Origin of the sequence: Bacillus sp. FSL R10-2780 (assembly GCF_038006125.1) — a bacterium.
Taxonomy (GTDB): domain Bacteria; phylum Bacillota; class Bacilli; order Bacillales; family Bacillaceae_G; genus Bacillus_A; species Bacillus_A cereus_U.
Genome location: NZ_JBBOUQ010000001.1, coordinates 2,400,403 through 2,425,389 on the forward strand (window position 1 = coordinate 2,400,403; position 24,987 = coordinate 2,425,389).

Sequence of the window (24,987 nt, forward strand, 5' to 3'; positions counted from 1 at the left end):
CAAACGTTAGATGAGGGATATAGATACTGCGTTTTTCATTCACATATTACTTCACTTTTTTGGTAACACTTGGCAGACACTCATTTTCTCTTCAATTAATAATGTTTTTGCTGCTTGTTGTAGGTCTTGAACAGTTAATCCTTCTAACACTGTAAGAGCATCAAATAAACTAGATTCATTAAACGCATATCGTGTAAACTGATTTGCAATATATTCAGGTGAATTCAACGATCGTAAAAATCCGCCAATTTTCTTTTTCTTCACCCGTTCCAGCGCAGTCTCATCTAACTGATCATAATTCGTTTGTAGTAAAATACCTTTTAATCGCTCTGCCAATTCATCAGGGTGCTTCGTATCTCCACCAACCATTGCAAAACCGAAGTTATTTTCTTCTGTATAGTCATACGAGAACGAATCATCAATAAGACCTTCATTATATAAAGATTCGTAATGAACTGACCCTTTTCCAAATAAATAATCTAAAAGTAATGTAAGCGCAATTTCTTGTTTTAAAAGGGCTTGCCCTTTTTCTTTTAAATTCGTTGCCTTAATACCAACTAAACATTTTGGAGTTTGGACAGGCATTGAAATAATCTTTTTCTTTTCATTTACTTCTTCTGGTTCCTCTTCAAAAGAACGAACGATTTCCGGTTGATTTTCGTAATCTTTTTTCGCTTGATTTTCACGAACTAAATCCATTGTTTTTTCAGGATCAATCGCTCCAACAACAAATAATAACATGTTGCTCGGATGGTAAAAAGTCTCATAACATTCATACAGTAGGTCTTTTGTAATTTTACTAATAGACTCAATCGTCCCTGCAATATCAATTTTAATTGGATGTTTCACAAACAAACTATCGATTAACCCAAAGTACAAACGCCAGTCTGGGTTATCTTGGTACATTTGAATTTCTTGACCGATAATACCTTTTTCTTTTTCAACCGTTTTTTCAGAGAAATACGGTTCTTGTACAAAGTCTAACAACGTATTTAAATTTCTCTCTACATTTGATGTACAGGAAAAGAGATAAGCGGTTCTTGTAAAAGATGTAAAAGCGTTCGCTGAAGCACCTTGTTTACTAAACAATTGAAACGCGTCATGGTCCTCTTTTTCAAACAATTTATGCTCAAGGAAATGAGCAATTCCATCTGGTACACGAGTCATGTCTTCTTTTCCAAGCGGAACAAATGTATTATCAACAGAGCCGTACTTCGTCGTAAATGTTGCAAATGTTTTGTTGAAGCCTTGTTTCGGTAAGATATATACGTCTAATCCATTCGGAAGTTTTTCATAATATAGCGTCTCTTTTAATTGCTCATACACAATTTTCTCCATTTATTCTCCCTCCGTTCCATGTAAAAAGTAAATTGTATCTAGTTCAATATTATTAGCAACTTTCACAATCTCTTCTTTCGTCACGCTTTCTATGCCCGTTAGCCATTCTTCAACTGGACGCGTACGCTCTGAGATTACCCCGTGATAAAGCATTTCAACAAAACCACGTGGTGTATCAATTGCCTCTAAGATTTGATTTTGAATTACACTTTTCGTTTGCTGAATCTCTTCCTCTGAAAAATCACCGCTTTGCATTGCTTTCATCTGTTCTTTAATTATTTCAACAGCTTTTTCAAAGTTCTTCGCTTCAATCCCAGACATAACGAAGAGCAAACCTTTATGACTTTCAAATCTCGATGCTGCATAGTACGCTAAACTATTTTTTTCACGGACATTTACGAATAACTTCGAATGAGAAAACCCTCCAAATAATCCGTTAAACAATTGTAATGCAAAATAATCTTCATCTTTATACGTAATGAATGTGCGATAGCCGATATTTAATTTACTTTGCTTTAGTTCTTGTTTTTCAACAATTTCTTTTTCTTCAGTATTTCGTTTATGAAGAAGTACATTTCTCTCTTTCACAACACGAGGTGAAATCGAAAAATACTTATTTACAAGCTCCACAGCATCTTCTGAAATGTCACCAATGATATATAAATCCATTTCATCTTCAGCTAACACTTTTTGATAATATTGATACAAACTTTCATTTGTAATAGAAGCTACACTTTCTTTTTTTCCATTTGCACTTAAGCGATATGGTTCTACTTTGCACATTTCTTCAATTAAACGCTCGTTTGCATAACGCATTTTATCATCATAAGTAGCTTCAATTCGTTGCAAGAGTGCTCGTTTCTCACTTTCTACAATAGAAGATAGAAAACCGTCCCCTTCTGTTGCTGGATGTAAAACAATATCAGATAACATAGAAAGCGCCTTTTCAAATAACGGTGGTGCATCGCGTAAATATGTTTCATTTGCAATGTCTACATAAATAGAGATGATATGGTCTTCCCCTTTTTTACTTACATCCACCGCTAAAGAAGATCCATATAATTCTTCTAAATATTGACGAAGACGAATTACAGAAGGCAGTTTTTCTGTCGCACTTTGCAATACGTACGGCAATAGAGCACGCTCTGTCACCGTCTCCTCATTTAAAGGTGCTTTAAAACGAAATACAAAGGTATTTGTTTTAAATTTATCAGTCGGAATAATATGTACTCGCAAGCCACCTAATTCATGCAGTTGCTGTTCCATTAGTTTCATTAATAGCCCTCCTTTACGTATGTAGGAATATTCCTCTTCAATATACAGTTTTTAGAAATAAAAAATCAACTTTTCTTCCTTATTATGCTTACATTTGAGTCTTTCTAAAAACTTTAATATGTAAGGAACATAGTAAAATTCCGTATTAAATATATTCTATGTAAAAAAGCCCACACTAATGTGCGAGCTTTTCTTATACTTTCTAAATACTCATCGTTTTCCTTTTTCATAAGGCGTTCCTAATGCTTTCGGAGCTTCAGATCGTCCTACAAAACCAACAAGTGCTAATATTGTAAATACATACGGTAATATCGTTAAGAATACACTTGGAATTTCTTTTAATACAGGAATTGTACCACCTGTTATCCCAAGTGATTGAGCAAATCCGAAGAACAGCGCTGCTCCAAGAGCACCAAGTGGATTCCATTTACCAAAGATCATAGCTGCTAGTGCTAAGAAACCTTGTCCAGTAATTGTAGCACCTGAGAAGTTACCAGAAATCGACATTGCGAAGACCGCACCACCCACTCCTGCAAACATTCCAGATATACAAACTGCAATATAACGCATTTTATATACATTAATCCCCATCGTATCTGCTGCCATTGGATGTTCACCAACAGCACGAAGACGAAGACCGAACGGCGTTTTATAAATAATGTACCAAACAACAAAAGCTAAAATAATAGCAATATACGATGTTAACGGTACATTTGAGAAAAAGATTTTCCCGATTACCGGAATATCCGAAAGTCCTGGAACATCGATTTTTTCAATTCGGTATTGAATAAAATCAGTCTGTCCTTTACCAAAGATTTTCTTAATCGCAAATACTGTTAAACCGAGGGCCAAAAAGTTAATCGCTACCCCGCTTACTACTTGATCCGCGCGGAATGTAATGGATGCTACTGCGTGAAGAAGTGCAAATAACCCACTACCAATAGCTGCAAATAATAGTGCAATCCAAGGAGTCATTGCTCCCCACGTATCACCCATTAATAACGTTGTAACGATACCAGTAAATGCACCAAATAACATTAAACCTTCTAATGCTATATTTACAACTCCAGAACGTTCACTGAACACTCCACCTAACGCCGTAAAAATAAGTGGCGCTGCCGTATATAACGTACCAGTCACAAGAATGGCTAAAACATCTAAAAAGCTCATTTATTTTCCCTCCTTGCTCATACGTGTAAGTGCCCAGCGTAAAACATAACTGCAAGCAACAAAGAAAATAATACATGCGATAATAACATTAATTAACTCAGAAGGTACATCTGCTTCAAAATTCATTTGTGGGGCTGCACTTTTCAAACCACCGAACAGTAAAGCCGATAATAATATACCAAATGGATTATTCCCTCCAAGAAGAGCTACCGCAATCCCATCAAATCCAATACCTGTAAACGAAGACATCGCTGTCATGTTTTGGAATGTACCAAGCCCTTCCATAGCACCACCAATCCCTGCAAACGCACCCGCAATCGTCATAGATAGCACAACATTTCGAGAAACTTTCATCCCCGCATACTGAGAAGCATGTTGATTAAATCCAACAGATTTCAATTCGTATCCCAATGTCGTTCTATCCAATAAGAACCACATAATAATTGCAATTAAAATCGCTACGATAATTCCCCAGTGCAAACGAGAACCATCCGTTAAAGAAGATAACCATTCAGAAGATAATGAAGCACTAGATTTTATGTCATACGATTTCTCATTCGCCTCATGTAAAAAGCGCTTAATTAAATCATACGTCACATAAAGTGCAATATAATTCATCATGATCGTTACGATTACTTCATTTACTTTAAATTTCCCTTTCAAATATCCCGGGATAAATCCCCATAAACCACCAGCTATCGCCGCTACTAAAATTGACAACGGAATATGTAAAATTGCCGGTAATGATACTGCATATCCAAACCAAACAGCAGCAAGCCAACCAACTAATAATTGCCCCTCTACTCCGATGTTAAAAAGACCTGTACGGAATGCAAATGCCACAGAAAGTCCTGCTAACACAAGCGGAATCATCGTACGTAATGTCTCACCAATTGCTTGCGGATTTCCAACCATTCCTTCCCAAAGCGCTGCATACCCGACAATTGGATCATATCCACTAACTAACATTACAATGGCACCAACAAGTAAACCAAAAATAACGGATAATACAGGAACTAAAATGTTAATTGTTCGCTCCGTTAAAAATTTTTTAGCCATTTGTATTCACCTTCTCTTTCTCCGTTCCGCCAGCCATCAACAAACCAAGCTGTTGTTCATTTGTTTCTTTCGCATCGACAATTGCTACAATTTTCCCTTCATATATAACAGCAACTCGATCACTTACATTCAAAATTTCATCCAGTTCTAGCGATAGAAGTAATACTGCTTTCCCATTATCTCTCTGCTCGATTAATTTTTTATGAATAAATTCAATCGCACCTACATCTAAACCACGTGTTGGCTGTGCCGCAATTAATAAATCCGGATTACGATCCACTTCACGTGCGATAATTGCCTTTTGCTGGTTTCCACCAGATAGTGCGCGAGTTAAGGTTTGTTCACTAGGTGTACGTACATCAAACTGTTCAATAAGCTCTTTTGCTTTTTGTGTGATTTTACTAAAGTTTAAAATCCCTTTCTTTGAGAATGGGTTTTTATAGTACGTTTGCAAAACTATATTATCTCTAACAGAAAAATCAAGCACAAGCCCGTGTTTATGACGGTCTTCTGGAATATGACCAATTCCTTCCTCTGTAATTCTTCGAACAGGCCAATTCGTTATTTCTTTTCCTTTAATTGCAATAGAACCTGACTCAACTTTTCGTAAACCAGTAATTGCCTCTATTAATTCACTTTGTCCATTTCCATCAATCCCTGCAATACCAACGATTTCTCCTGCACGAACAGTTAAGTCAAGGCCTTTTACAGCAGGTAATTGGCGGGCATCATGAACGACAAGATTCGCAACAGACAGAACCTCCTCTTTCGGTTTGGCCCCTATTTTTTCTGTTTTAAAATTCACTTGACGTCCGACCATTAATTCTGCAAGTTTATGTTCATCCATTTTCGCAACGTCAACTGTACCAATTCCTTTACCTTTACGAATAATTGTGCAACGATCGCAAACTTCCATAATTTCTTTTAATTTATGTGTAATAAGAATGATAGATTTTCCTTCTTGCACAAGCTTTTTCATAATTTGAATCAACTCATGAATTTCTTGAGGAGTTAACACTGCAGTCGGTTCATCGAATATTAAAATCTCCGCACCACGATAAAGCGTCTTTAATATTTCAACCCTTTGCTGCATCCCAACCGAAATATCTTCAATCTTTGCATTTGGATCAACAGCTAAACCGTACTGTTCAGATAATTGTTTAATTTCTTTTGCAGCCTCTTCAACAGCTATTTTCCCTTTTCTCTTCGGCTCATTTCCAAGAATGATATTCTCTGTAACTGTAAAATTATGAACAAGCATAAAGTGCTGATGGACCATCCCAATTCCAAGGTCATTTGCTATATTCGGATTTGTAATTTTTACAGGGTTTCCTTTAATTTTAATTTCGCCCTGTTCTGGTTGATACAAACCGAACAGTACATTCATCAACGTTGATTTCCCTGCACCATTTTCTCCAAGTAAAGCGTGTATCTCTCCCTGTTTTACTTGCAGCGTAATATCATCATTCGCTACAATGCCTGGGAATACTTTTGTAATATTGTTCATCTCAATTACGTATTCCATTTTGTTCCTCCTTCTAGCAGGGAACACTCCCTAATTACACTCTATTAAAAGTATTTTTATATATACAAAGGTTAGTTCTAAGAACTAACCTTTGCTATTGCTCTATCATTATTTCTTTAGAGCAGCTTCGTATGCTTTATATTCATCATCAGTCGCAGGTACTTTAATTTCACCAGCAGTGATTTTCTTCTCAAACTCTTCTACTTTTGTTAAAATTTCTGGGTTTACTTTTTTCACATTATCAGTTGATTTCGAGATACCAACACCATCATCTTTTAAACCAAACTCTTCTACTTTACCGCCTTTTAACTTACCATCTTTCGCTTCTTGTGCTACTTTTGCAACTGCAATATCAACACGTTTCACCATAGAAGTTAAAGTTACGTTTTCAGGCATACCTTCTTGATTTTGGTCACGGTCAACACCGATTACCCAAACATTTTCACCTTTTTTCTTACGGTTTTTCGCTTCTGTGAATACACCGTTACCAGTTGCACCTGAAGCATGGTAAATTACGTCAACGCCTCCACCGTACATTGCTGAAGCTAATATAGATCCTTTTTCTGGCTTATCAAATGCATCAGCATATTGTGATACGATTTCGATATTTGGGTTTACTGCTTTTGCACCAGCTTTGAAACCTGATTCAAATTTTGTAATTAATGGACTCTTCACGCCACCAACAAATCCAACTTTATTTGATTTTGTTGTCATTGCTGCTACAGCACCAACTAGGAATGAACCTTCATGGTCTTTAAATGTAATACTTGTTACATTCGGTTCTTTCACAACAGTATCTACAATTGCAAATTGCTCTTTCGGATATTGTTTTGCAACCTTTTCAATCGAGTCTTGCATTAAAAATCCAATACCAAACGTTGTATTATAATGATCTTTCGCAAATTTCGTTAAATTCGGAATGTAATCAGCATCTTTACTTGATTGAAGGTAACGATATCCTTCATTTTTCTTTAAATCGTTGTCTTTACCAAATTTCGTTAAACCTTCCCAAGCTGATTGGTTGAATGATTTATCATCAACGCCCCCAACATCTGTAACCATACCAACCTTAAACTCTTTATCCCCTTTTTTGTCACTATCCGCTTTATCCGAGTTACCACATGCACCTAACACTGTACTTGCTGCTAACGTTAACGATAATAAAAGACCTGTTTTTTTCTTCATACTAGAAACCCCTCCTGAAATGTTTTGTCTAATGATTCATACGCTGCTGTCCCTTACTTCTTGCTGTCACCTCCCTAAAAAGGAACTTCCCTACATACGTTTTCTTAATACGTGGAAGCTAAACTTATCAGCTCTAAAGTAATTAATAGAATATAAGATTGGCTCATCATTTTGATCATAGTGCATTTGTTTTAAAACTAGCAGTGCCGTTTCAGGTTCACATTCTAAAATCGGTGAAATTTTCGAGTGATAACCAATCGGTTCAATGTGAGCAACTGCGTATGTGATACGCTTGTGCGTATTATTATGTATTACTGTAAGCAGCGATTCCTCATTGTATCCCGATAAATCTGGTAATATCTCTTTTGCTAGTTTATCAATGCAATATACAACTGGTTCCCCATCCGCTGTACGAACACGTTCAATCATTACTGCGCTAAAACCATCTTCACAATTAAATTTCTCTTTTTCTTCTTCTGTTAAAGTTGTTGTAGATGATGATAAAAAGATTGTTCCTGGTGTTTTCCCCACACTAGAAATCATATCTGTAATACTAGAAAGTTGCTCTATTCCAGAAGAAAATAACGGCTTCGCATTTACAAATGTCCCTACACCATGTCTACGAATAACAACATTTTCTTCTTCTAAAATACGTAGTGCTTCCCTTAAAGTTGCCCTACTTACACCAAGTTCTTTCGCTAGATCAAACTCTGAAGGTAACTTTTGTTTTTCTTTGTAAGCCCCATCTTTAATTTTCCCTTTGATGTGATCAATCACCCGCAAATATAGGTGACGACTATCGGATTTTACTGACATAAGACTCCCCCGCATTTCAATTATTCGACCTCTGATGTAAGACTTCTTTTCTCTTTTTTCAACTTACAACATAGTATAAATTACTAAATACTAAAAATAAGCGTAATTATCGAATAAATATTAATAATTTTTCAAGATGAAATTTTCACACTTTATTCCATAAAAAAAACTTTGCACCATAAACATTCCTCATATCGAGAAAAAGTTCGGCACAAAGATTCCTTACATCCTTTGTTACACACTTTTCCCCTCATAGTCTAGCAATTCATGGTTGCCAGGTAGAAACTTATGGACCTTATCTCCAAGATTATATGAGGTAGTGGTTCTTTTCGAAGTAATCTTACCACTTGCTCCCATATGTGTCAACAGAATTCAACATTTTTCTACATTAAATATCGAACGTTTAGAAAATCAAAACGATAAGCATTCGTATTCTAAAGAGCCCTCCGTTATGTAAGCACTTTCTTTTCTATTGACTATAGTATATAACAAAAACAGCATATAAAAAAGCCTAATTGTAAAAACAATTAGGCTTTTTTTAAGAACTTTTTTCTTGCACATCTTTAATGAGTACTCCCCTTGGTTTACTACCTTCATAAGGACCTACTACACCATTCATTTCCATGGCATCAATTAAACGAGCTGCTCGCGTATATCCTACCCTAAATCTACGTTGTAACATAGAAACAGATGCTGTTTGCATTTCTACTACAAGCTGAACCGCTTCATCGTATAATTCATCTTCTACTTCCTGCTTTGTTTCAGGAACATCTTGTGGAATCATATCCTCTTGATATTGCGCTTTTTGCTGCGCAATAACAGATTCTACGACTCTCTCAACTTCATCATCTGATAAAAACGCCCCCTGTACACGAACAGGTTTCGATGCACCAATTGGTATGAACAACATATCTCCACGACCTAGCAACTTCTCTGCACCACCACCGTCAAGAATCGTTCGAGAGTCTATTTGGGAAGATACAGCAAATGCAATACGCGATGGAATATTCGCTTTAATAACACCCGTAATAACATCAACTGACGGACGCTGAGTCGCAATAATTAAATGAATACCAGCAGCACGTGCCATTTGTGCTAAACGCATAATCGCATCTTCTACATCCGAAGAAGCAACCATCATTAAATCAGCTAACTCGTCCACAATTACCACAATATATGGTAATTCAGGTTGTTTCGCTTCCGATTGGCTATTATGTTCTTTAATATAATCGTTATACCCTTCAATGTTACGCGTACCGCTATGCGCAAATAATTCATAACGACGCTCCATTTCACTCACAACTTTCTTCAAAGCCTGTGACGCTTTTTTCGGATCAGTTACAACTGGTGTTAATAAGTGCGGAACACCGTTATATACATTTAACTCTACCATTTTCGGATCAATCATCATTAATTTTACTTCATGCGGTTTCGCACGCATTAAAATACTTACAATAATTCCATTAATACATACACTCTTTCCACTACCAGTCGCACCAGCTACTAATAAATGGGGCATTTTATTTAAACGTGCCAATACAGCCTCTCCTGTAACATCACGTCCAAGACCGATTAATAACTTCTCTTCTGGGTGGTTATTCGCCTTTGAATCAAGAACTTCTCTCAGCGTTACCATAGAAACTTCTGAATTCGGAACCTCAATCCCTACAGCTGATTTCCCGGGAATAGGTGCTTCAATACGAATGTCTTTCGCTGCTAAAGCAAGCGCCAAATCATCACTTAAACTAACAATTTTACTTACTTTTACTCCCATATCAGGATACACTTCATACTTCGTAACTGCAGGACCTCTATGTACTTTTGTTACTTTCGCTTTCACACCAAAACTCTGGAATGTACGTTCCAATTTACGAGCATTTTCATAAATTTCCGCATTTTCATTTGTAACTTGCTTATTTTGGGGAAACTTTAATATATCAAGCGAAGGAAGCTTATAATCTTTATTTTCCACATTAGAAAATTGCATAGGAGGTGCTTTCGTTTCACCTTCTAGCGATTCAACGATTTTTTCTCCTCGTTTCTTTTGAGATTGTTCTTCTGGCGTAGGTGGAACTGCCTCTTCAATAAACGGAGGAGTGATTAAATCATTTTCTTCTATCTGCTTTTCCGTCTCTTCACTTACTGGATAATTCTCAGTAAAATTTGAAATAATTGGTGGACCAATTTCTATTTCTTCTACTGGCTCAATAGCTTCTTCTTGTTCAGCAACACGTTCACGTCTCTTGCTTCTTGTTGTTTTTTTCTTTTCAGTTTGCTCGGCGACCCTTTGAGATTTCCAATCTTTATAATCCCCTTGCATTACTTGAAATTGACTTCTAAGAATTCTCCCTACCGGAGCAAGTACTTCTCCAATGTGCTTATTTGTTATACAAAGTATTCCAAGAATAACTAAAATAATTCCAATGATATATGCCCCTACTTCGTCAAATAAGAAGTAGCACGTTGCGAACATCAGTGCACCGAACATACCACCACCTAAATGAACACTATCCGGGCCCTTTTTCATTTCAAGGAAGAAGTAATCTTTTGTACTAACAATTACAGAAGTATTTTGCACAGCTCCATCTTTCGTAAGAAGGTTAAATAATGTAATATGACTAAACATTAATATTGCTAGTACAATTAAATAAACACCTATTAACCGTTTATTTAAAAGGTTTGGCCATCCACGCTTTATTACAAATGCAACAGATAAAGCTATTACACCTAACACACCAATTATGTACCACTCACCAAAGAAGAAGCGAAAAAATAACACAAACGATTTACCTACAACACCTAGCTGTAAAATCGTAATAATTGAAAGTGCAAAAAGAGTCAACCCGACGATTTCATAATACAAAGTTGGCTTTATCGTACGTCTTGCCTTTGCCTTCGTCCCTCTTTGCTTTTGTTTTGCCATTTCTTCACCTCGTGTTCTAAAAATTAAGTACAACTTCCTTATAAAAAAGTTCTACTTATATGTCTTTCTCTCTATTTTTCAGGTCTTTATATCTTCTATTTTTACACTTCTTGTAAAATGTTAAATAAACAGAAGAAAGCAGCCTACTCATGGCTGCTCAACCGTCTTGTTTTGTATATTATACCATAGCTCCTAAACAAAATCCTTCTTTTTGCTAAAAGGTAATTTTCTGTCCAGGCTCAAAATCTAGGTAGTGAGACGGATTCGTACTTAATACACGTACAATAGAGTAACATTGATTATCCTCCTCAGAAACCACTAATTCCACGCCATTTATATTCACAACTTTTTGGCTTTCGCATTGTGAATAATCGGCCGGATACACAAGTTGCTCCGGCATAATTGTATATAAAATCATTGTAGCATTGTCCCTTCTGCACTATTATCCATGCGTTCATCAATTAATTCGTTTAATTTTCGAAGTGCGCTACCAATACCACCGACACCATCTATAAGACCATACTTCACTGCATCTCCACCTATTACATTCGTCCCAATATCTCGCGTCAAATTCCCTTTTGCAAACATAAGCTCTTTAAAACGATCTTCCGTTACTTTCGAATGCTTTGTCACAAATCGAATGACTCTTTCTTGCATTTTATCCAAATACTCAAATGTTTGCGGCACACCTATAACAAGACCTGTTAAACGAATCGGATGAATTGTCATCGTCGCTGTTTCGGCAATAAATGAATAATTAGTCGAGACCGCAATCGGTACACCGATTGAATGCCCTCCTCCTAAAACAAGAGATACAGTTGGTTTTGAAAGCGAAGCCACCATTTCAGAAATCGCTAACCCAGCTTCAACGTCACCTCCAACTGTATTTAATATTAACAGTAAACCTTCAATTTTTGGATTTTGTTCAATCGCGACAATTTGCGGAATGATGTGTTCATATTTTGTTGTTTTATTTTGTGGTGGCAACTGAATATGACCTTCCACCTGCCCAACAATTGTTAAGCAATGAATACGCGATTCATTCATTTGTGGTACATTCGTCTGTCCAAGTTGCTGAATTTTCTCCACTATAGAAGCCTCTTTTGGAACTTCTTTCGGCTCAGCTTCTTTTTCTTCATTTGTATAACGATCACGTTCTGTCATATCGCATCCCCTTTCACTCGTATATAACTATTATTTCTTAAGTTATAAATTTCATTCGATAGGGTTAAAAAAGAAAAAGATCACCTGTAAAGGTGACCTTCTTTATACTTCCATAATAATCGGTAAAATCATTGGCTTTCTCTTCGTTTCTTCGTACAAGAACTGCCCTAATAATTCACGAATATTTTGTTTCAACATAGACCATTCAATTGTATACTCTTTAATTGATTGTTCAACAATCATACGTACAATATCTGTGGATCGTTCGATTAATGCTTCTGATTCACGAACATATACAAAGCCGCGTGAAATAATTTCTGGACCAGAGATTATTTTCTTTTCATCCTTACCTAGTGTTACAACAACAACTAAAATTCCATCTTGAGATAACATCTTTCTATCTCGAAGAACGATGTTACCGACGTCACCTACACCTAATCCATCAATTAAAACATTGCCAGCTTGCACTTTACCAACTAATTTTGCTTCATCGTCACCAAAAGCAATTACATCACCTTTTTCTACGATAAAGATATTCTCTCTCGTAATACCTACATCTTCCGCTAAATATGCATGTGCTTTTTGCATACGAAACTCACCATGTACGGGTACAAAATACTTCGGCTTCATTAAATTTATCATCAGCTTTAATTCTTCTTGGCTACCGTGACCTGAAACGTGAACTTTTCTTTCACCGTAATAAATAACCTCAGCACCAGCTCTAAATAACAAGTCAATAATTTTTGATACAGATATTTCATTTCCTGGAATTGGAGAAGCTGCAATAATAACAGTATCACCTTTACGAATTGAAATTTGTTTGTGAGCTTGCTTCGCCATTCTAGAAAGGGCTGCCATCGGTTCCCCTTGACTACCAGTCGTTAAAATAGCTACCTTTTTTTCCGGGAAATTGTCTATTTCTTGTAATGAAATAACCATACCTTCTGGAACATCTAAATAACCAAGACGTCTTGCAATATCTACCACTTTTACCATGCTACGTCCTACTACTGCTACCTTCCTTCCAGTTTCAGCAGCTGCATCAAACACTTGTTGAATACGATGTACATTGGAGGCAAATGAAGCAACAATAATACGTCCTTCTGAACTATAGAATACTTTAGAAATCTCTATACCAACTTCTTTTTCCGAACCTGTATAACCAGGACGTTCAGCGTTTGTACTATCAGATAACAAGCAAAGCACGCCTTCATTTCCAATTTGCGCCATTTTCCCAATATCTGCTCCACTATTTCCGATTGGAGTTTGATCAAATTTAAAGTCTCCTGTATATACTACAGCACCTTTTGATGTATGGAAACAAACACCCACAGAATCCGGAATACTATGTGTCGTTCCGAAGAATGACACAGTTGTTGAATTAAACTCTACTGTTGAATTCGAGTCAATTGTTTTTAAGTCTACACGGCCTAACATTCCTGCTTCGCCAAGCTTTTCTTGTATAAGTCCTACCGTTAATTTCGTCGCATATACTGGAATAGATAATTTACGAAGCACATAAACAATTCCACCAATATGATCTTCATGACCATGGGTAATAAATAGTCCTTTTACTCGCTCTTGATTTTCTACTAAATATGTAATGTCAGGAATAACAATATCAATCCCAAACATTTCATCTCCCGGGAACATCAATCCTGCATCTACAATAAAGATTTCAGAATCAATTTCAACACAGTACATGTTTTTTCCGATTTCACCTACTCCGCCAAGCGCAAATACTTTAACAGACTCATTCTCTTTTCTCTTCATGTTGTTGCCTGGTTTAAAAATCTTGCAAACACTGATTTCACTAAAATTGCAGAGACACCAGGGGAAACTCTACAACCACCATATATTCACCGTCCAAGACGAATGTCCTTACCGTTATGCGATATCATGTCCTTGTTAATTTTTTAAACCAGGTTTCACCTCTCTTTCATTATATAAATCAAATATCTTATTCGATATGATATGAAAATTTCATTGAATCGTAATTTTTACCAATTTTGCTAAGCATACCCGTACTAAGCTACTTAGCCATATTATACCTGATACAAGAAATAGAACACAAGTTAAATTATGCGAAAGACAAGAGAAGACGCTAAAGTGAGGCTGTAATTTTCGGGGGGAATTTTCATATCATACTCACTATTTTTCCTACGTAATAGGAGTTTAATGGAAAAATATTCATGTAAGTTCTTTACATAAACATGAAACGATATTCACTAAAAAAATCTTATCTCTGTAATCCGTTTCTAACTAATCCTACACTCTGCCATCGCCTTCTTATTACAGCCTATTAACTATAGCTAATTTTCACCACTTACATATAGTTAGTCAAAATAAAAATGACCTAGTTTCACACTAGGTCATTTTTATTAACGAGGAATAGATTGCATTACAGATTGTAACGTTACTCTTTCTTCTTCCGTTAATGGAAGAAGTGGTAAACGTACAGAACCTACATCTAATCCAACCATTTGTAATGCTGTTTTTACTGGTGTTGGGCTTGGCGCCATAAATAGTGCATCCGTTACTTTTACTAGTAATTGATGTAATTTCTGCGCTTTTTTGAACTCTCCAGCTTGGAATGCAGCAATCATTTCTTGCATTTCATTCCCGATAACATGAGATGCTACAGAAACAATACCTTTTGCTCCAATTGCCATAGCTGGTAATGTTAAACCATCATCACCGCTGTATACTGCAAAGTCGTCCGCTGTTTTTTCAATGATTTCTGTCATTGTTAACACATCGCCGCCTGCATCTTTAATCGCAACAATGTTTTCTATTTCTGATAAACGAACAACTGTATCAACGGAGATTTGTACAATAGATCGCCCTGGAACATTATATAGCATTACCGGAAGCGGAGTACTTTCAGCGATTGTTTTAAAGTGCTGGTACATCCCTTTTTGACTCGGTTTGTTATAATACGGTGCCACTAGCATAACTGCATCAACACCAACTTCAGTTGCCTTTTTTGTTAAATCAACAGAAGCATGCGTATTATTGCTACCTGTTCCAGCGATTACGGGCACCCTTTTATCGACAACAGATACGACATGGCGATATAACGCTACTTTTTCTTCTGATGTTAATGTAGGAGATTCTCCAGTCGTTCCTCCTACCACGATTGCTGTTGTACCGTTATCAATTAAATAATTTACCAATTTCGTTGTCTTTGCAAAATCGATATTATCGTTTTTATCAAACGGTGTTACCATCGCGGTTGCAATTGTCCCAAAATCTATCATGATCTCACTCCTTATTGTTCCAGTTGCTTTTCTTTTGAAAGCTCAAATGCACTATGTAATGCATTCACAGCCTCCACTAAATCGGCTTCTTTTACAAGAACCCAAATTGTCGTATGACTATCTGCTGATTGCAGAATTTGAATACCTTTTTCCGCTAAAGCTGTGACAATTTTCGCTGTAACCCCTGGAATACCTGCCATTCCAGCACCAACGATAGAAACCTTCGCACAATGCTCTGTCACAACTGGATCATATCCAAGTTGCTTTAAAACCTCAACTGCACGCGCTGATACACTATCCTTTACTGTGTAAGCTACACCGGTAGGAGAAATGTTAATTAAGTCCACACTAATCCCTTCATTAGCCATTTCTTTAAACACGTGTTGTTGTAAATCATATGCAGTTTCTTTTGCAAGCACTTTAATTTGCGTTACATTTGACACATGGGCAATCCCTGTAACAGGACGCTCTTCTACATCCTGCCCTTTTGTAGCACCATCATATGCCGCAATAAGCGTACCTTCACTATCAGAATACGTAGAACGTACACGAAGTGGTACTTTTGCATGCATCGCAATTTCAACCGCACGCGGATGAACAACTTTCGCACCTTGATAAGCCATGTTACAAATCTCGTTATATGTTACTGTTTGAAGATGACGCGCATCTTTTACGATACGAGGATCCGCAGTCATAACACCTTCAACATCTGTGAATATATCGATATATTCAGCATGAAGCGCAACACCTAATGCTGAAGCTGAAGTATCACTACCTCCGCGGCCAAGTGTTGTCGTATCTCCATTTTTCGTTTGACCTTGGAATCCAGTAACGACGATAACATCTACATTTGCTAACTCTTCATGTATACGATCGCAATTCATTTCAATAATCTTAGCATTCGTAAAGTCATTATTCGTTACAAAACCAGCTTGTGCACCATTTAATGCTGCTGCTTTTATACCATTCTCATTCAACATGTTAGAGAAAACAATTGCTGAGATTAATTCTCCGCATGATAATAATAAATCTTGCTCACGTTTAGAAATATTAGATTCCTCTTGATTTACAAGACTTAATAACGTATCAGTTGCGTACGGTTCACCTTTACGGCCCATTGCTGATACGACAGTAACTACTTTATAACCAGCAGCTAACGATTTTTTTATATGGTGAAGCGCATGCTTACGCCCATTGTCATCACGTACTGATGTTCCACCAAATTTTTGAACAATAATTTTCATATTTTGCACCTTCTCTTAGCCGTTTACACTAATTGTAATTTTACTAAGCGCTCTGCAATTTGAACAGAATTCCATGCAGCGCCTTTTAATAAGTTATCAGATACGACCCAAAGATGGAATCCTTTATCATTATTTAAATCTTTACGGATTCTTCCAACGAATACTTCGTTTTTACCTACTGCAGTAGCTGGCATTGGATATAACTGCTCTGCTGGATTATCTTGCAGTACAATACCTTCTGCATTTGCAAGTAAGTTTTTCATTTCTTCTACTGTTACGCCTTCTTTATCTACTTCAATGTACACAGACTCGGAATGACCCGATACAACTGGTAAACGTACACATGTCGCAGCTACTTCTAATTCAGGCATATGCATAATTTTTTTCGTTTCATTAATCATTTTCATTTCTTCAAATGTAAATCCATTATCTTGGAATTTATCAATCTGTGGAATAGCATTAAAAGCGATTTGGAAATGCTTTTCGTCACCTGATACAGGTAAAACATTCGCCTTTACTTCTTCGCCATTTAAGATTGCTTGTGATTGTTCATGAAGTTCTTCAATAGCTGCCGCACCAGCACCTGATACAGCTTGATATGTGGAAACGATTACTCGTTTTAAACCATATTGCTGGCGAACTGGCTCAAGAGCTACTACCATTTGAATTGTAGAACAGTTTGGATTTGCAATAATACCATTATGTTCTTTTAAATCATTTTCATTTACTTCAGGTACAACAAGTGGCACGTTTTCTGTCATACGGAATGCACTTGTATTATCAACAACAATTGCACCGCGCTTTGCTGCTTCTGGCGCTAATTGTTTCGATACAGATCCACCTGCACTAAATAGTGCAATATCTACTCCTTCAAAACTTTCAGGAGTTGCCTCTTGAACTGTAAATTCTTCGCCTTTAAATACAAGTTTCTTACCTGCAGATCGTTTAGATGAAAGTAACGTTAACTTCCCAATTGGAAATTCTCGTTTCTCTAAAGTATTTAACATTTGTTCACCAACTGCGCCGGTTGCTCCAACTACAGCGACATGAAAAGTTTTTTGCTTTCCCATCACTATGCCCCTTTCTAGATACCAATCCTTCTATAACTTAGAATTAGAAGGAGCTTACAATGCCCCCTCTAATCTTAATAACGTTAATTTTATCATATTCTACAGTAAGAATGATGGTTTCAACAAAAATTGTACGTTTTTTTTCGTTTTTTAATTCATATATCTGAATTTTTCTACAACAACAGGTTGTAATTGTTTTCCTTGTAACGCTTCTAATACTGTATCTTCAAGTAACTCCATACGAGCTACCATTGAGTTCGGTTTTTTCTCTGGTGCATCTTGGCCGAATGGTACGAAGTAAATGTCTTTTGTAGCCATTAGGCGCATTAGATTTACCCCATTTAACCCTAAAGCATCATTCGTCGAAACAGCTAACACAACAGGCTTTCCATTTCTAAGCGTCGCTTTTGCTGCCATTAATACTGGAGAATCTGTCATCGCATTCGCAAATTTACTCATCGAATTTCCAGTTAAAGGAGCAATCACCATACAATCTAGCGGGATTTTTGGTCCGAGTGGTTCTGCTCCGACAATTGAATTAATTGCTTTAAACCCTGTTATTTCTTCGATCTTTTTAATCCATTCTTCCCCTTCGCCAAATCTAGTATTTGTTGATTGGACAGTATAAGAAACAACGGGACGTACTTCTGCACCTTCTGCAATTAACTTCTCTAAATGCGGCATAACTTCTTCATACGTACAATGTGAGCCTGTAAATCCGAAACCAATTCGTTTCCCCTTCAAACTCATTTCTCATCCTCCTCCTTTGCGATTGCATCTGCTATTAATAACTGAGAAAGAACATTCGCTAATATTTGTCCTGCTGTTTTCGGTGCAACAATCCCAGGAAGACCAGGTGCTAATAGTGCCTTCACTCCACGCTTCTCCGCATAGCGAAAGTCCGTGCCACCTGGCTTAGAAGCTAAATCAATAACTAGCGTATGAGCTGGCATTTTTGAAATAACATTCGCTGTCACAACGAGATGCGGAATTGTGTTAATAACAATATCGATATTACCTACTTCTTTCTTTATGTCTTGCATATGAAAAGGAGAAAACATCATTTCTGTAATACGAGCAATATGTTCCGAACGTCTTGCTCCAACTTTGACATGTGCTCCTAATGATTGAAAGGCTCTTGCAACACTCATACCAGTTCTACCAAATCCTAAAACCATTACATTCGATCCATGAATTGTGTAATCAGTATGTTGAATAACCATCATTAGTGTACCTTCTACGGTCGGAATAGAGTTATAGATTGCAACATCATCACGATCAAATAATTTTACAAGTTTGCGATTTGTAGTAGATACGAGATTTTCCAAGTAAGGTGTACCAATACCTGAATATATAGTAAAGTTTTCTGGCGTCTTTTCAATTTGTTCTTTCGTTATGGAAACTTTTTCATTTGAAAAAATAGTATCTACTTCTCCTTTGGCATTCGTCCCTGCAACCGGCAAAATAATCGCATCTAAAGAAGTGAAATTTAAATCTTGTATACTTTCTTTTGCTGCCCCTGTGAAGCCATGGTCTAACTGTTCAAACCCTATTAATGAAAGTTTTGCGTCCAGTTCGACTAGCTTGCGAATTACTTCTAGCTGTCGTGCGTCTCCTCCTATGACAGCAATATGCATCTCAGTCAACATTCTCTAATTCACCTTCTTTTTCTTTCATTTATAAGAAAAATGCCTACTTTTTCTTTTTCCTCCACATCATATGTAATGTACGGGTTTGAGGTGATTGAAAAACAAAAAGCACACGTGATTTAACTTCTTTATCCCGCTATTTGCGAGGAGTAAGACTGCCTCCTCAAAATTCGGCTGAAACAAAGAAGTTAGGAGGCAGTCACAGGTTGCTCGTAAAAGCCTTCACTTTATATAAAAATAAAAAAAGACAACCAAAATGGTCATCTTTCACTCCGATCTTGAATGGTTCGTAAGATCACAAAGTATCATATCATTTCCCACCTTCTTAATTTTGCTCCACTCTACTCTCACTTCTTGCTGTTCTCTTTTAAAACCTCCCCATTTCCCAGTAGGTATAATAAGCGCTTGTATTTGTCCATCTCTCTCATCAATTTCTAAATCTGCATGACCTAAAACTCCCATTTTTTCTGCTCTTTCTAAATCCACAATCTCTTTGCCACTTAATTCACTTAAACGCATTAAATCTCCCCCTATCCTACTTTTCATGAAGGTTATCCTATAATAAGTACCTATTCTGCATATATAAAAAAAATAACCGTATCTCATATAAAAGAGATACGGTTATTTCCGAAAGCGAATGAATTACAAAATTGATTAAAGTTTCATTCCTTTTGGCAGTTTTCCATCTGGACTAATAAGTGCCGCAGAGAATTCATCGGTAAACATATTGCGAATTAACTCGTCTACATTTTGCTTTGTTACAGTGTTTACACTTTCAATAATCTCATCAAGAGAACGATGTTTACGAAGAAGCAATTCGTTTTTACCATTACGGCTCATACGACTATTCGTACTTTCTAAACTTAACATCAAGTTTCCTTTTAATTGTTCTTTACTGTTAACAAGCTCTTTTTCTGTAATACCTGTATTTTTCAACGTATTTAACGTTTCTTGCATTGTTTCATACAGTGTATCTAACTGTTTGCTACCTGTTCCACCGTAAAGTGTTAACATTCCTGTATCTTCATAAGAAGAGTGATAAGAGAATACTGAGTACGCCAATCCACGTTGCTCACGTACTTCTTGGAATAAACGGCTACTCATACTACCGCCTAAAACATTATTTAATACAATTAAGTTATAAATATCTTCGTGTCCCATTTGCAAGCCTTTATATCCTAAACATAAATGAGCTTGTTCTGTTTCTTTCTTACGTGCTACTTTATTGAAATGGAAGATTGGGCTATGTACTTGTTCACGATTTGTTGTTCCTTCGTAATTACCGAAATATTGCTCTACAGTTTGTAAAAATGCTTCATCAATATTTCCTGCAATTGATACAACAACATTTTCAGGTGTGTAATGATCTTTCATATATTGACGTAACGTATCACCTGTAAATGTTTCAAGCGTTTCTTCTGTTCCTAAAATAGGATATCCAAGCGGATGCGTTTCATATGTTGCTTTCGTTAACATATCATGCACAATATCATCTGGCGCATCTTCGTACATTTTTATTTCTTCACATACAACATTCTTCTCTTTTTTCAGTTCTTCCTCATCAAATGTTGAATTAAAGAACATATCTGCTAAAACATCTAACGCGTATTTAGCATGCTCATCTAGCACTTTCGCGTAGTAACATGTATATTCTTTTGAAGTAAAAGCATTTACTTGTCCACCAATGCTATCAAATGATTCTGCAATCTCTCTTGCACTTCGCGTTTCTGTCCCTTTAAAGAACATATGTTCCAAAAAGTGTGAAACCCCATTATTTTTTTCATTTTCATTTCTTGAACCTGCGTGGATCCATATACCAATCGCAACCGAGCGTACAGTTGGTATATTCTCCATAACAATTCTTACACCATTTTTACACGTATATTTTTTAATCAAAAACTTTCCTCCTAATGCCAGTTTCTCTAAATAATTGCTATTATTTAATGATAACAAGTTTAGAGATGAATGTCATGCAAATGTATTTAATCCACACGTTTTTCATCTAGTAATTCTGTAATATTCCCCACTTTATATCCTTGTTCCTTTAAATTTTTAATCATAGTATCTAGCGCTTCTGTTGTAGATGAAGTAGGATGCATTAGCACAATAGCACCTGGATGTATTTTTCGCATTACTCTCTGCAATAACACACCCGGTTCTGGCCGCTTCCAATCAATTGTATCTACAGTCCACATAATCGTCCCCATTTGGAAATCATCCGCTATTTTTACTACCTCATCCCGAAAGCTTCCGCTTGGCGGAGCAAACCATCTCACTTTCTGATTTGTAGCTGCTTCTATCATTCGATTCGTTTTTTGTAATTGATCTCGTATTTCATCTGTAGACAGCGTTTTCATATCAGGGTGTGTGTAAGAATGATTTCCTACTTCTTGATTTGCATCGACAATCATTTTGGCAAATCGTAAATTTTCTTTCACCCAGCGTCCTTCTAAAAAGAAAGTCGCCTTCACATCATGTTTTTTCAATACCTCTAATATACGTGGCAAATACTCATTACCCCAGGCCACATTAATTGTTAATCCCACCATTTTTTTATTTGGATGTCCTCGATAAATGGGAGCTGGTGGTAAATCTTCTAAGTGAACACTCGGTGATACTTCCTTAAATTCAAGTTGTTTTTGATCAAACTTCTTGATTTTCTTCATATTATTATAGGACGCTTCTATATCCACTTGTTTTCCATTATACCCAGGCGTCGCCTTCCAAATCTTATCAATCATCGCATTTTGCGGCATAATCTCGTACTGTTTTACATGTTTTTGAATCTCTTCATGCAAGTTATCCTGCGCAAAAACGGAATAAGAGCCAAAACCCACATATAAAGAAAATATAAATATGTACGCTAATATACGAGCTTTCATATAAACCCTCCCATTAACTATAAAAAAGAAACCATTTTCTTCTTATCTTTGTTAATTTGAGCGTTATGATGAAAACTATACCTATACTCACATAAAAATCTAAATGAATCACATTTTTTACATAACAAAAAAAGCCAGCTAAACTGGCTTTCACTTATTGTTGCTCTTGTGCGTTTTCTTCTTTAGCTGCTTCTTCTTTAGCAGCTTCTTTTTCTTGCTCTTCTTTTAGCAATACTTTTCTAGATAAGTTTACACGACCTTGTTTGTCAATCTCGATAACTTTAACTGAAATCTCATCACCGATTTTCACAACGTCTTCTACCTTACCTACACGCTCAAGTGCAAGTTCAGAGATGTGAACAAGTCCATCTTTACCGCTAAATAATTCAACGAACGCACCGAATTTTTCAACACGTTTAACTTTTCCTAAGTAGATTTCGCCTACTTGTACTTCGCGAACGATATCTTCGATAATTTTCTTCGCTTTTTCATTCATCTCTTGATTAATTGATGAAATGAATACTGTACCATCTTGCTCGATGTCAATTTTAACGCCAGTTTCTTCAATGATTTTATTAATCTGTTTACCACTTGGTCCAATAACATCACGAATTTTATCTGGGTTAATTGCCATTGTAATAATCTTCGGAGCATACGCAGATAACTCAATGCGAGGTTCAGCGATAACAGATAACATGTGATCTAGAATGTGCATACGACCAACTTTCGCTTGTTGTAATGCTTCTTCTAAAATCTCACGAGATAAACCATCGATTTTAATGTCCATTTGTAGTGCAGTTACACCTTTTGCAGTACCTGCTACTTTAAAGTCCATATCACCTAAATGATCTTCCATTCCTTGAATATCTGTTAAAATTGTGTAATGCTCACCAGATTTCACTAGACCCATTGCAATACCAGCAACTGGCGCTTTAAGTGGTACACCCGCATCCATCATCGCTAATGTACTACCGCAAATACTCGCTTGTGAAGTTGAACCATTTGATTCTAATACTTCAGATACAAGACGAACTGTATATGGGAAATCCTTTTCAGATGGAAGTACAGGTTCAAGAGCACGTTCTCCTAGTGCACCGTGACCAATTTCACGACGACCTGGTCCACGCATTGGTCTTGTTTCACCAACACTAAATGAAGGGAAATTATAATGGTGCATAAAGCGTTTTGACTCTTCTACACCTAGACCATCTAAAATTTGCACATCGCCTAATGCACCTAATGTACAAATACTTAATGCTTGCGTTTGTCCACGTGTGAATAGACCAGAACCATGTGTACGAGATAAAATGCCAACCTCTGATGCTAAAGGACGAATTTCGTCACCTTTACGACCATCTGGGCGGATTTTTTCAACTGTAATAAGACGACGTACTTCTTCTTTTACAATTTTATATAAAATCTCACTTACTTGTCCTAATGTATCAGCATCAGCTTCCTCAGCTTCGTAATGCTCAATTACACGCTTTTTCACTACGCTAATTGCATCTTCACGTGCATGTTTTTCGTGCACTTGAATTGCAGAATGCATATCTGTCTCAGCCATTTCACGTACAGCTTGGTTCAAATCAGCATCCACTTCATAAAGTTTCACTGCTGTTTTCTCTTTACCGACAGCTTGTACAATCTCTTCTTGGAATGCAATTAGACGTTTAATTTCATCGTGTCCGAACATAATTGCTTCTAACATTGTTTCTTCAGGTACTTGATCCGCTCCTGCTTCAACCATGTTAATTGCATCTTTCGTACCAGCTACAACAAGGTGCATATCACTTTGTTCTTGCTGTTCTACTGTTGGATTAATAACGAACTCGCCATTAATACGGCCAACTGTCGCACCTGCGATTGGACCTTCAAATGGAATATCTGAAATAGATAATGCTAATGAAGAACCAAGCATAGCTGCCATCTCAGAAGAACAGTCTTGATCAACACTCATTACGATGCTGACAACTTGTACTTCATTACGGAAACCATCTGCGAAAAGTGGACGGATTGGACGGTCAATTAAACGACTTGCTAAAATTGCTTTTTCACTTGGACGGCCTTCGCGCTTAATAAAACCGCCTGGGATTTTTCCGACTGCATATAAACGCTCTTCATAGTTTACTGTAAGCGGGAAGAAATCTACATTTTTTGGCTCTTTTGATGCAGTTGCTGTAGATAGAACTGCTGTGTCGCCATATCTTACTAATACTGCTCCGTTTGCTTGTTTTGCAAGCTGACTTGTTTCAATTGTTAGCTGACGACCAGCTAAATCTATCGAGAAGACTTGCTTTTCCTGACTCATTTAAGTACCCCTCTCAATTTAAAATATTCAATTCTTCTATGTAAATGGATAGTATATCACAATATTCTTTCCTCTAGTATTGCCGAAAATTAAGTAAGCTATAAAGAGTAGAAGATATA

20 protein-coding genes and 1 riboswitch are annotated in these 24,987 nt (G+C 36.7%); all 20 genes read right to left on the minus strand.

The window, feature by feature from the left end:
• Window positions 1-51 precede the first annotated feature (51 nt).
• Window positions 52-1,338 carry an EF-P 5-aminopentanol modification-associated protein YfmH gene (gene yfmH, locus NSQ47_RS12450; protein WP_002014592.1) on the minus strand — a complete coding sequence of 429 codons (1,287 nt, stop codon included), beginning with the start codon at window positions 1,336-1,338 and terminating at the stop codon, window positions 52-54.
• Complete coding sequence (gene yfmF / locus NSQ47_RS12455) at window positions 1,339-2,613, minus strand: EF-P 5-aminopentanol modification-associated protein YfmF (protein ID WP_131230712.1); 1,275 nt, start codon at window positions 2,611-2,613, stop codon at window positions 1,339-1,341.
• A gap of 210 nt (window positions 2,614-2,823) precedes the next feature.
• Window positions 2,824-3,783 (minus strand): ABC transporter permease, encoded by a 960-nt coding sequence (locus NSQ47_RS12460; protein ID WP_002111342.1) that lies wholly within the window; start codon window positions 3,781-3,783, stop codon window positions 2,824-2,826.
• Window positions 3,784-4,842, minus strand: a complete 1,059-nt coding sequence (locus NSQ47_RS12465) for an ABC transporter permease (protein WP_002111343.1) — start codon at window positions 4,840-4,842, stop codon at window positions 3,784-3,786.
• Complete coding sequence (locus NSQ47_RS12470) at window positions 4,835-6,367, minus strand: ABC transporter ATP-binding protein (protein WP_002111344.1); 1,533 nt, start codon at window positions 6,365-6,367, stop codon at window positions 4,835-4,837. Before NSQ47_RS12470 ends, NSQ47_RS12465 begins: the two co-directional genes overlap by 8 nt.
• 108 nt (window positions 6,368-6,475) lie before the next feature.
• The gene (locus tag NSQ47_RS12475) at window positions 6,476-7,552 is read right to left on the minus strand and encodes a BMP family lipoprotein (RefSeq protein ID WP_002111345.1); all 1,077 of its coding nucleotides are present in this window, start codon (window positions 7,550-7,552) and stop codon (window positions 6,476-6,478) included.
• A 90-nt stretch (window positions 7,553-7,642) separates the two neighbouring features.
• Window positions 7,643-8,368 carry a GntR family transcriptional regulator gene (locus NSQ47_RS12480; protein WP_002111346.1) on the minus strand — a complete coding sequence of 242 codons (726 nt, stop codon included), beginning with the start codon at window positions 8,366-8,368 and terminating at the stop codon, window positions 7,643-7,645.
• A 233-nt stretch (window positions 8,369-8,601) separates the two neighbouring features.
• Window positions 8,602-8,703: riboswitch (purine riboswitch) on the minus strand.
• 203 nt (window positions 8,704-8,906) lie between these two features.
• Entirely contained in the window at window positions 8,907-11,291 is a 2,385-nt protein-coding gene (locus NSQ47_RS12485) for a DNA translocase FtsK (protein WP_002160753.1), read from the minus strand.
• A 214-nt stretch (window positions 11,292-11,505) separates the two neighbouring features.
• Window positions 11,506-11,709, minus strand: a complete 204-nt coding sequence (locus tag NSQ47_RS12490; RefSeq protein ID WP_002111349.1) for a YlzJ-like family protein — start codon at window positions 11,707-11,709, stop codon at window positions 11,506-11,508.
• Window positions 11,706-12,455: a translocation-enhancing protein TepA gene (gene tepA / locus NSQ47_RS12495; protein ID WP_002146116.1), complete on the minus strand. Its 750-nt coding sequence runs from the start codon at window positions 12,453-12,455 to the stop codon at window positions 11,706-11,708. The genes NSQ47_RS12490 and tepA overlap by 4 nt, the downstream gene beginning before the upstream one ends.
• Window positions 12,456-12,557: 102 nt before the next feature.
• Window positions 12,558-14,228, minus strand: coding sequence for a ribonuclease J (locus NSQ47_RS12500; protein ID WP_002111351.1), 1,671 nt, complete (start codon window positions 14,226-14,228; stop codon window positions 12,558-12,560).
• 608 nt (window positions 14,229-14,836) lie between these two features.
• Window positions 14,837-15,715: a 4-hydroxy-tetrahydrodipicolinate synthase gene (dapA, locus tag NSQ47_RS12505; RefSeq protein ID WP_341037086.1), complete on the minus strand. Its 879-nt coding sequence runs from the start codon at window positions 15,713-15,715 to the stop codon at window positions 14,837-14,839.
• Between the two features lie 11 nt (window positions 15,716-15,726).
• Window positions 15,727-16,959 carry an aspartate kinase gene (gene dapG, locus NSQ47_RS12510; protein WP_002160751.1) on the minus strand — a complete coding sequence of 411 codons (1,233 nt, stop codon included), beginning with the start codon at window positions 16,957-16,959 and terminating at the stop codon, window positions 15,727-15,729.
• A 23-nt stretch (window positions 16,960-16,982) separates the two neighbouring features.
• Window positions 16,983-18,029 (minus strand): aspartate-semialdehyde dehydrogenase, encoded by a 1,047-nt coding sequence (asd, locus tag NSQ47_RS12515; RefSeq protein ID WP_341037087.1) that lies wholly within the window; start codon window positions 18,027-18,029, stop codon window positions 16,983-16,985.
• A 150-nt stretch (window positions 18,030-18,179) separates the two neighbouring features.
• Window positions 18,180-18,779, minus strand: a complete 600-nt coding sequence (gene dpaB, locus NSQ47_RS12520) for a dipicolinate synthase subunit B (protein ID WP_002111357.1) — start codon at window positions 18,777-18,779, stop codon at window positions 18,180-18,182.
• Window positions 18,776-19,678, minus strand: a complete 903-nt coding sequence (gene dpaA, locus NSQ47_RS12525) for a dipicolinic acid synthetase subunit A (RefSeq protein ID WP_341037088.1) — start codon at window positions 19,676-19,678, stop codon at window positions 18,776-18,778. Before dpaA ends, dpaB begins: the two co-directional genes overlap by 4 nt.
• A 267-nt stretch (window positions 19,679-19,945) precedes the next feature.
• Complete coding sequence (locus tag NSQ47_RS12530) at window positions 19,946-20,197, minus strand: YlmC/YmxH family sporulation protein (RefSeq protein ID WP_002160748.1); 252 nt, start codon at window positions 20,195-20,197, stop codon at window positions 19,946-19,948.
• Window positions 20,198-20,332: 135 nt separating this feature from the next.
• Entirely contained in the window at window positions 20,333-21,574 is a 1,242-nt protein-coding gene (locus tag NSQ47_RS12535) for a M16 family metallopeptidase (protein ID WP_002111360.1), read from the minus strand.
• Between the two features lie 86 nt (window positions 21,575-21,660).
• A complete protein-coding gene (locus NSQ47_RS12540; protein WP_002111361.1) occupies window positions 21,661-22,560 on the minus strand; it encodes a polysaccharide deacetylase family protein in 900 nt (299 codons plus the stop codon).
• Between the two features lie 154 nt (window positions 22,561-22,714).
• Window positions 22,715-24,868: a polyribonucleotide nucleotidyltransferase gene (pnp, locus tag NSQ47_RS12545; protein WP_002111362.1), complete on the minus strand. Its 2,154-nt coding sequence runs from the start codon at window positions 24,866-24,868 to the stop codon at window positions 22,715-22,717.
• Window positions 24,869-24,987: the final 119 nt, after the last annotated feature.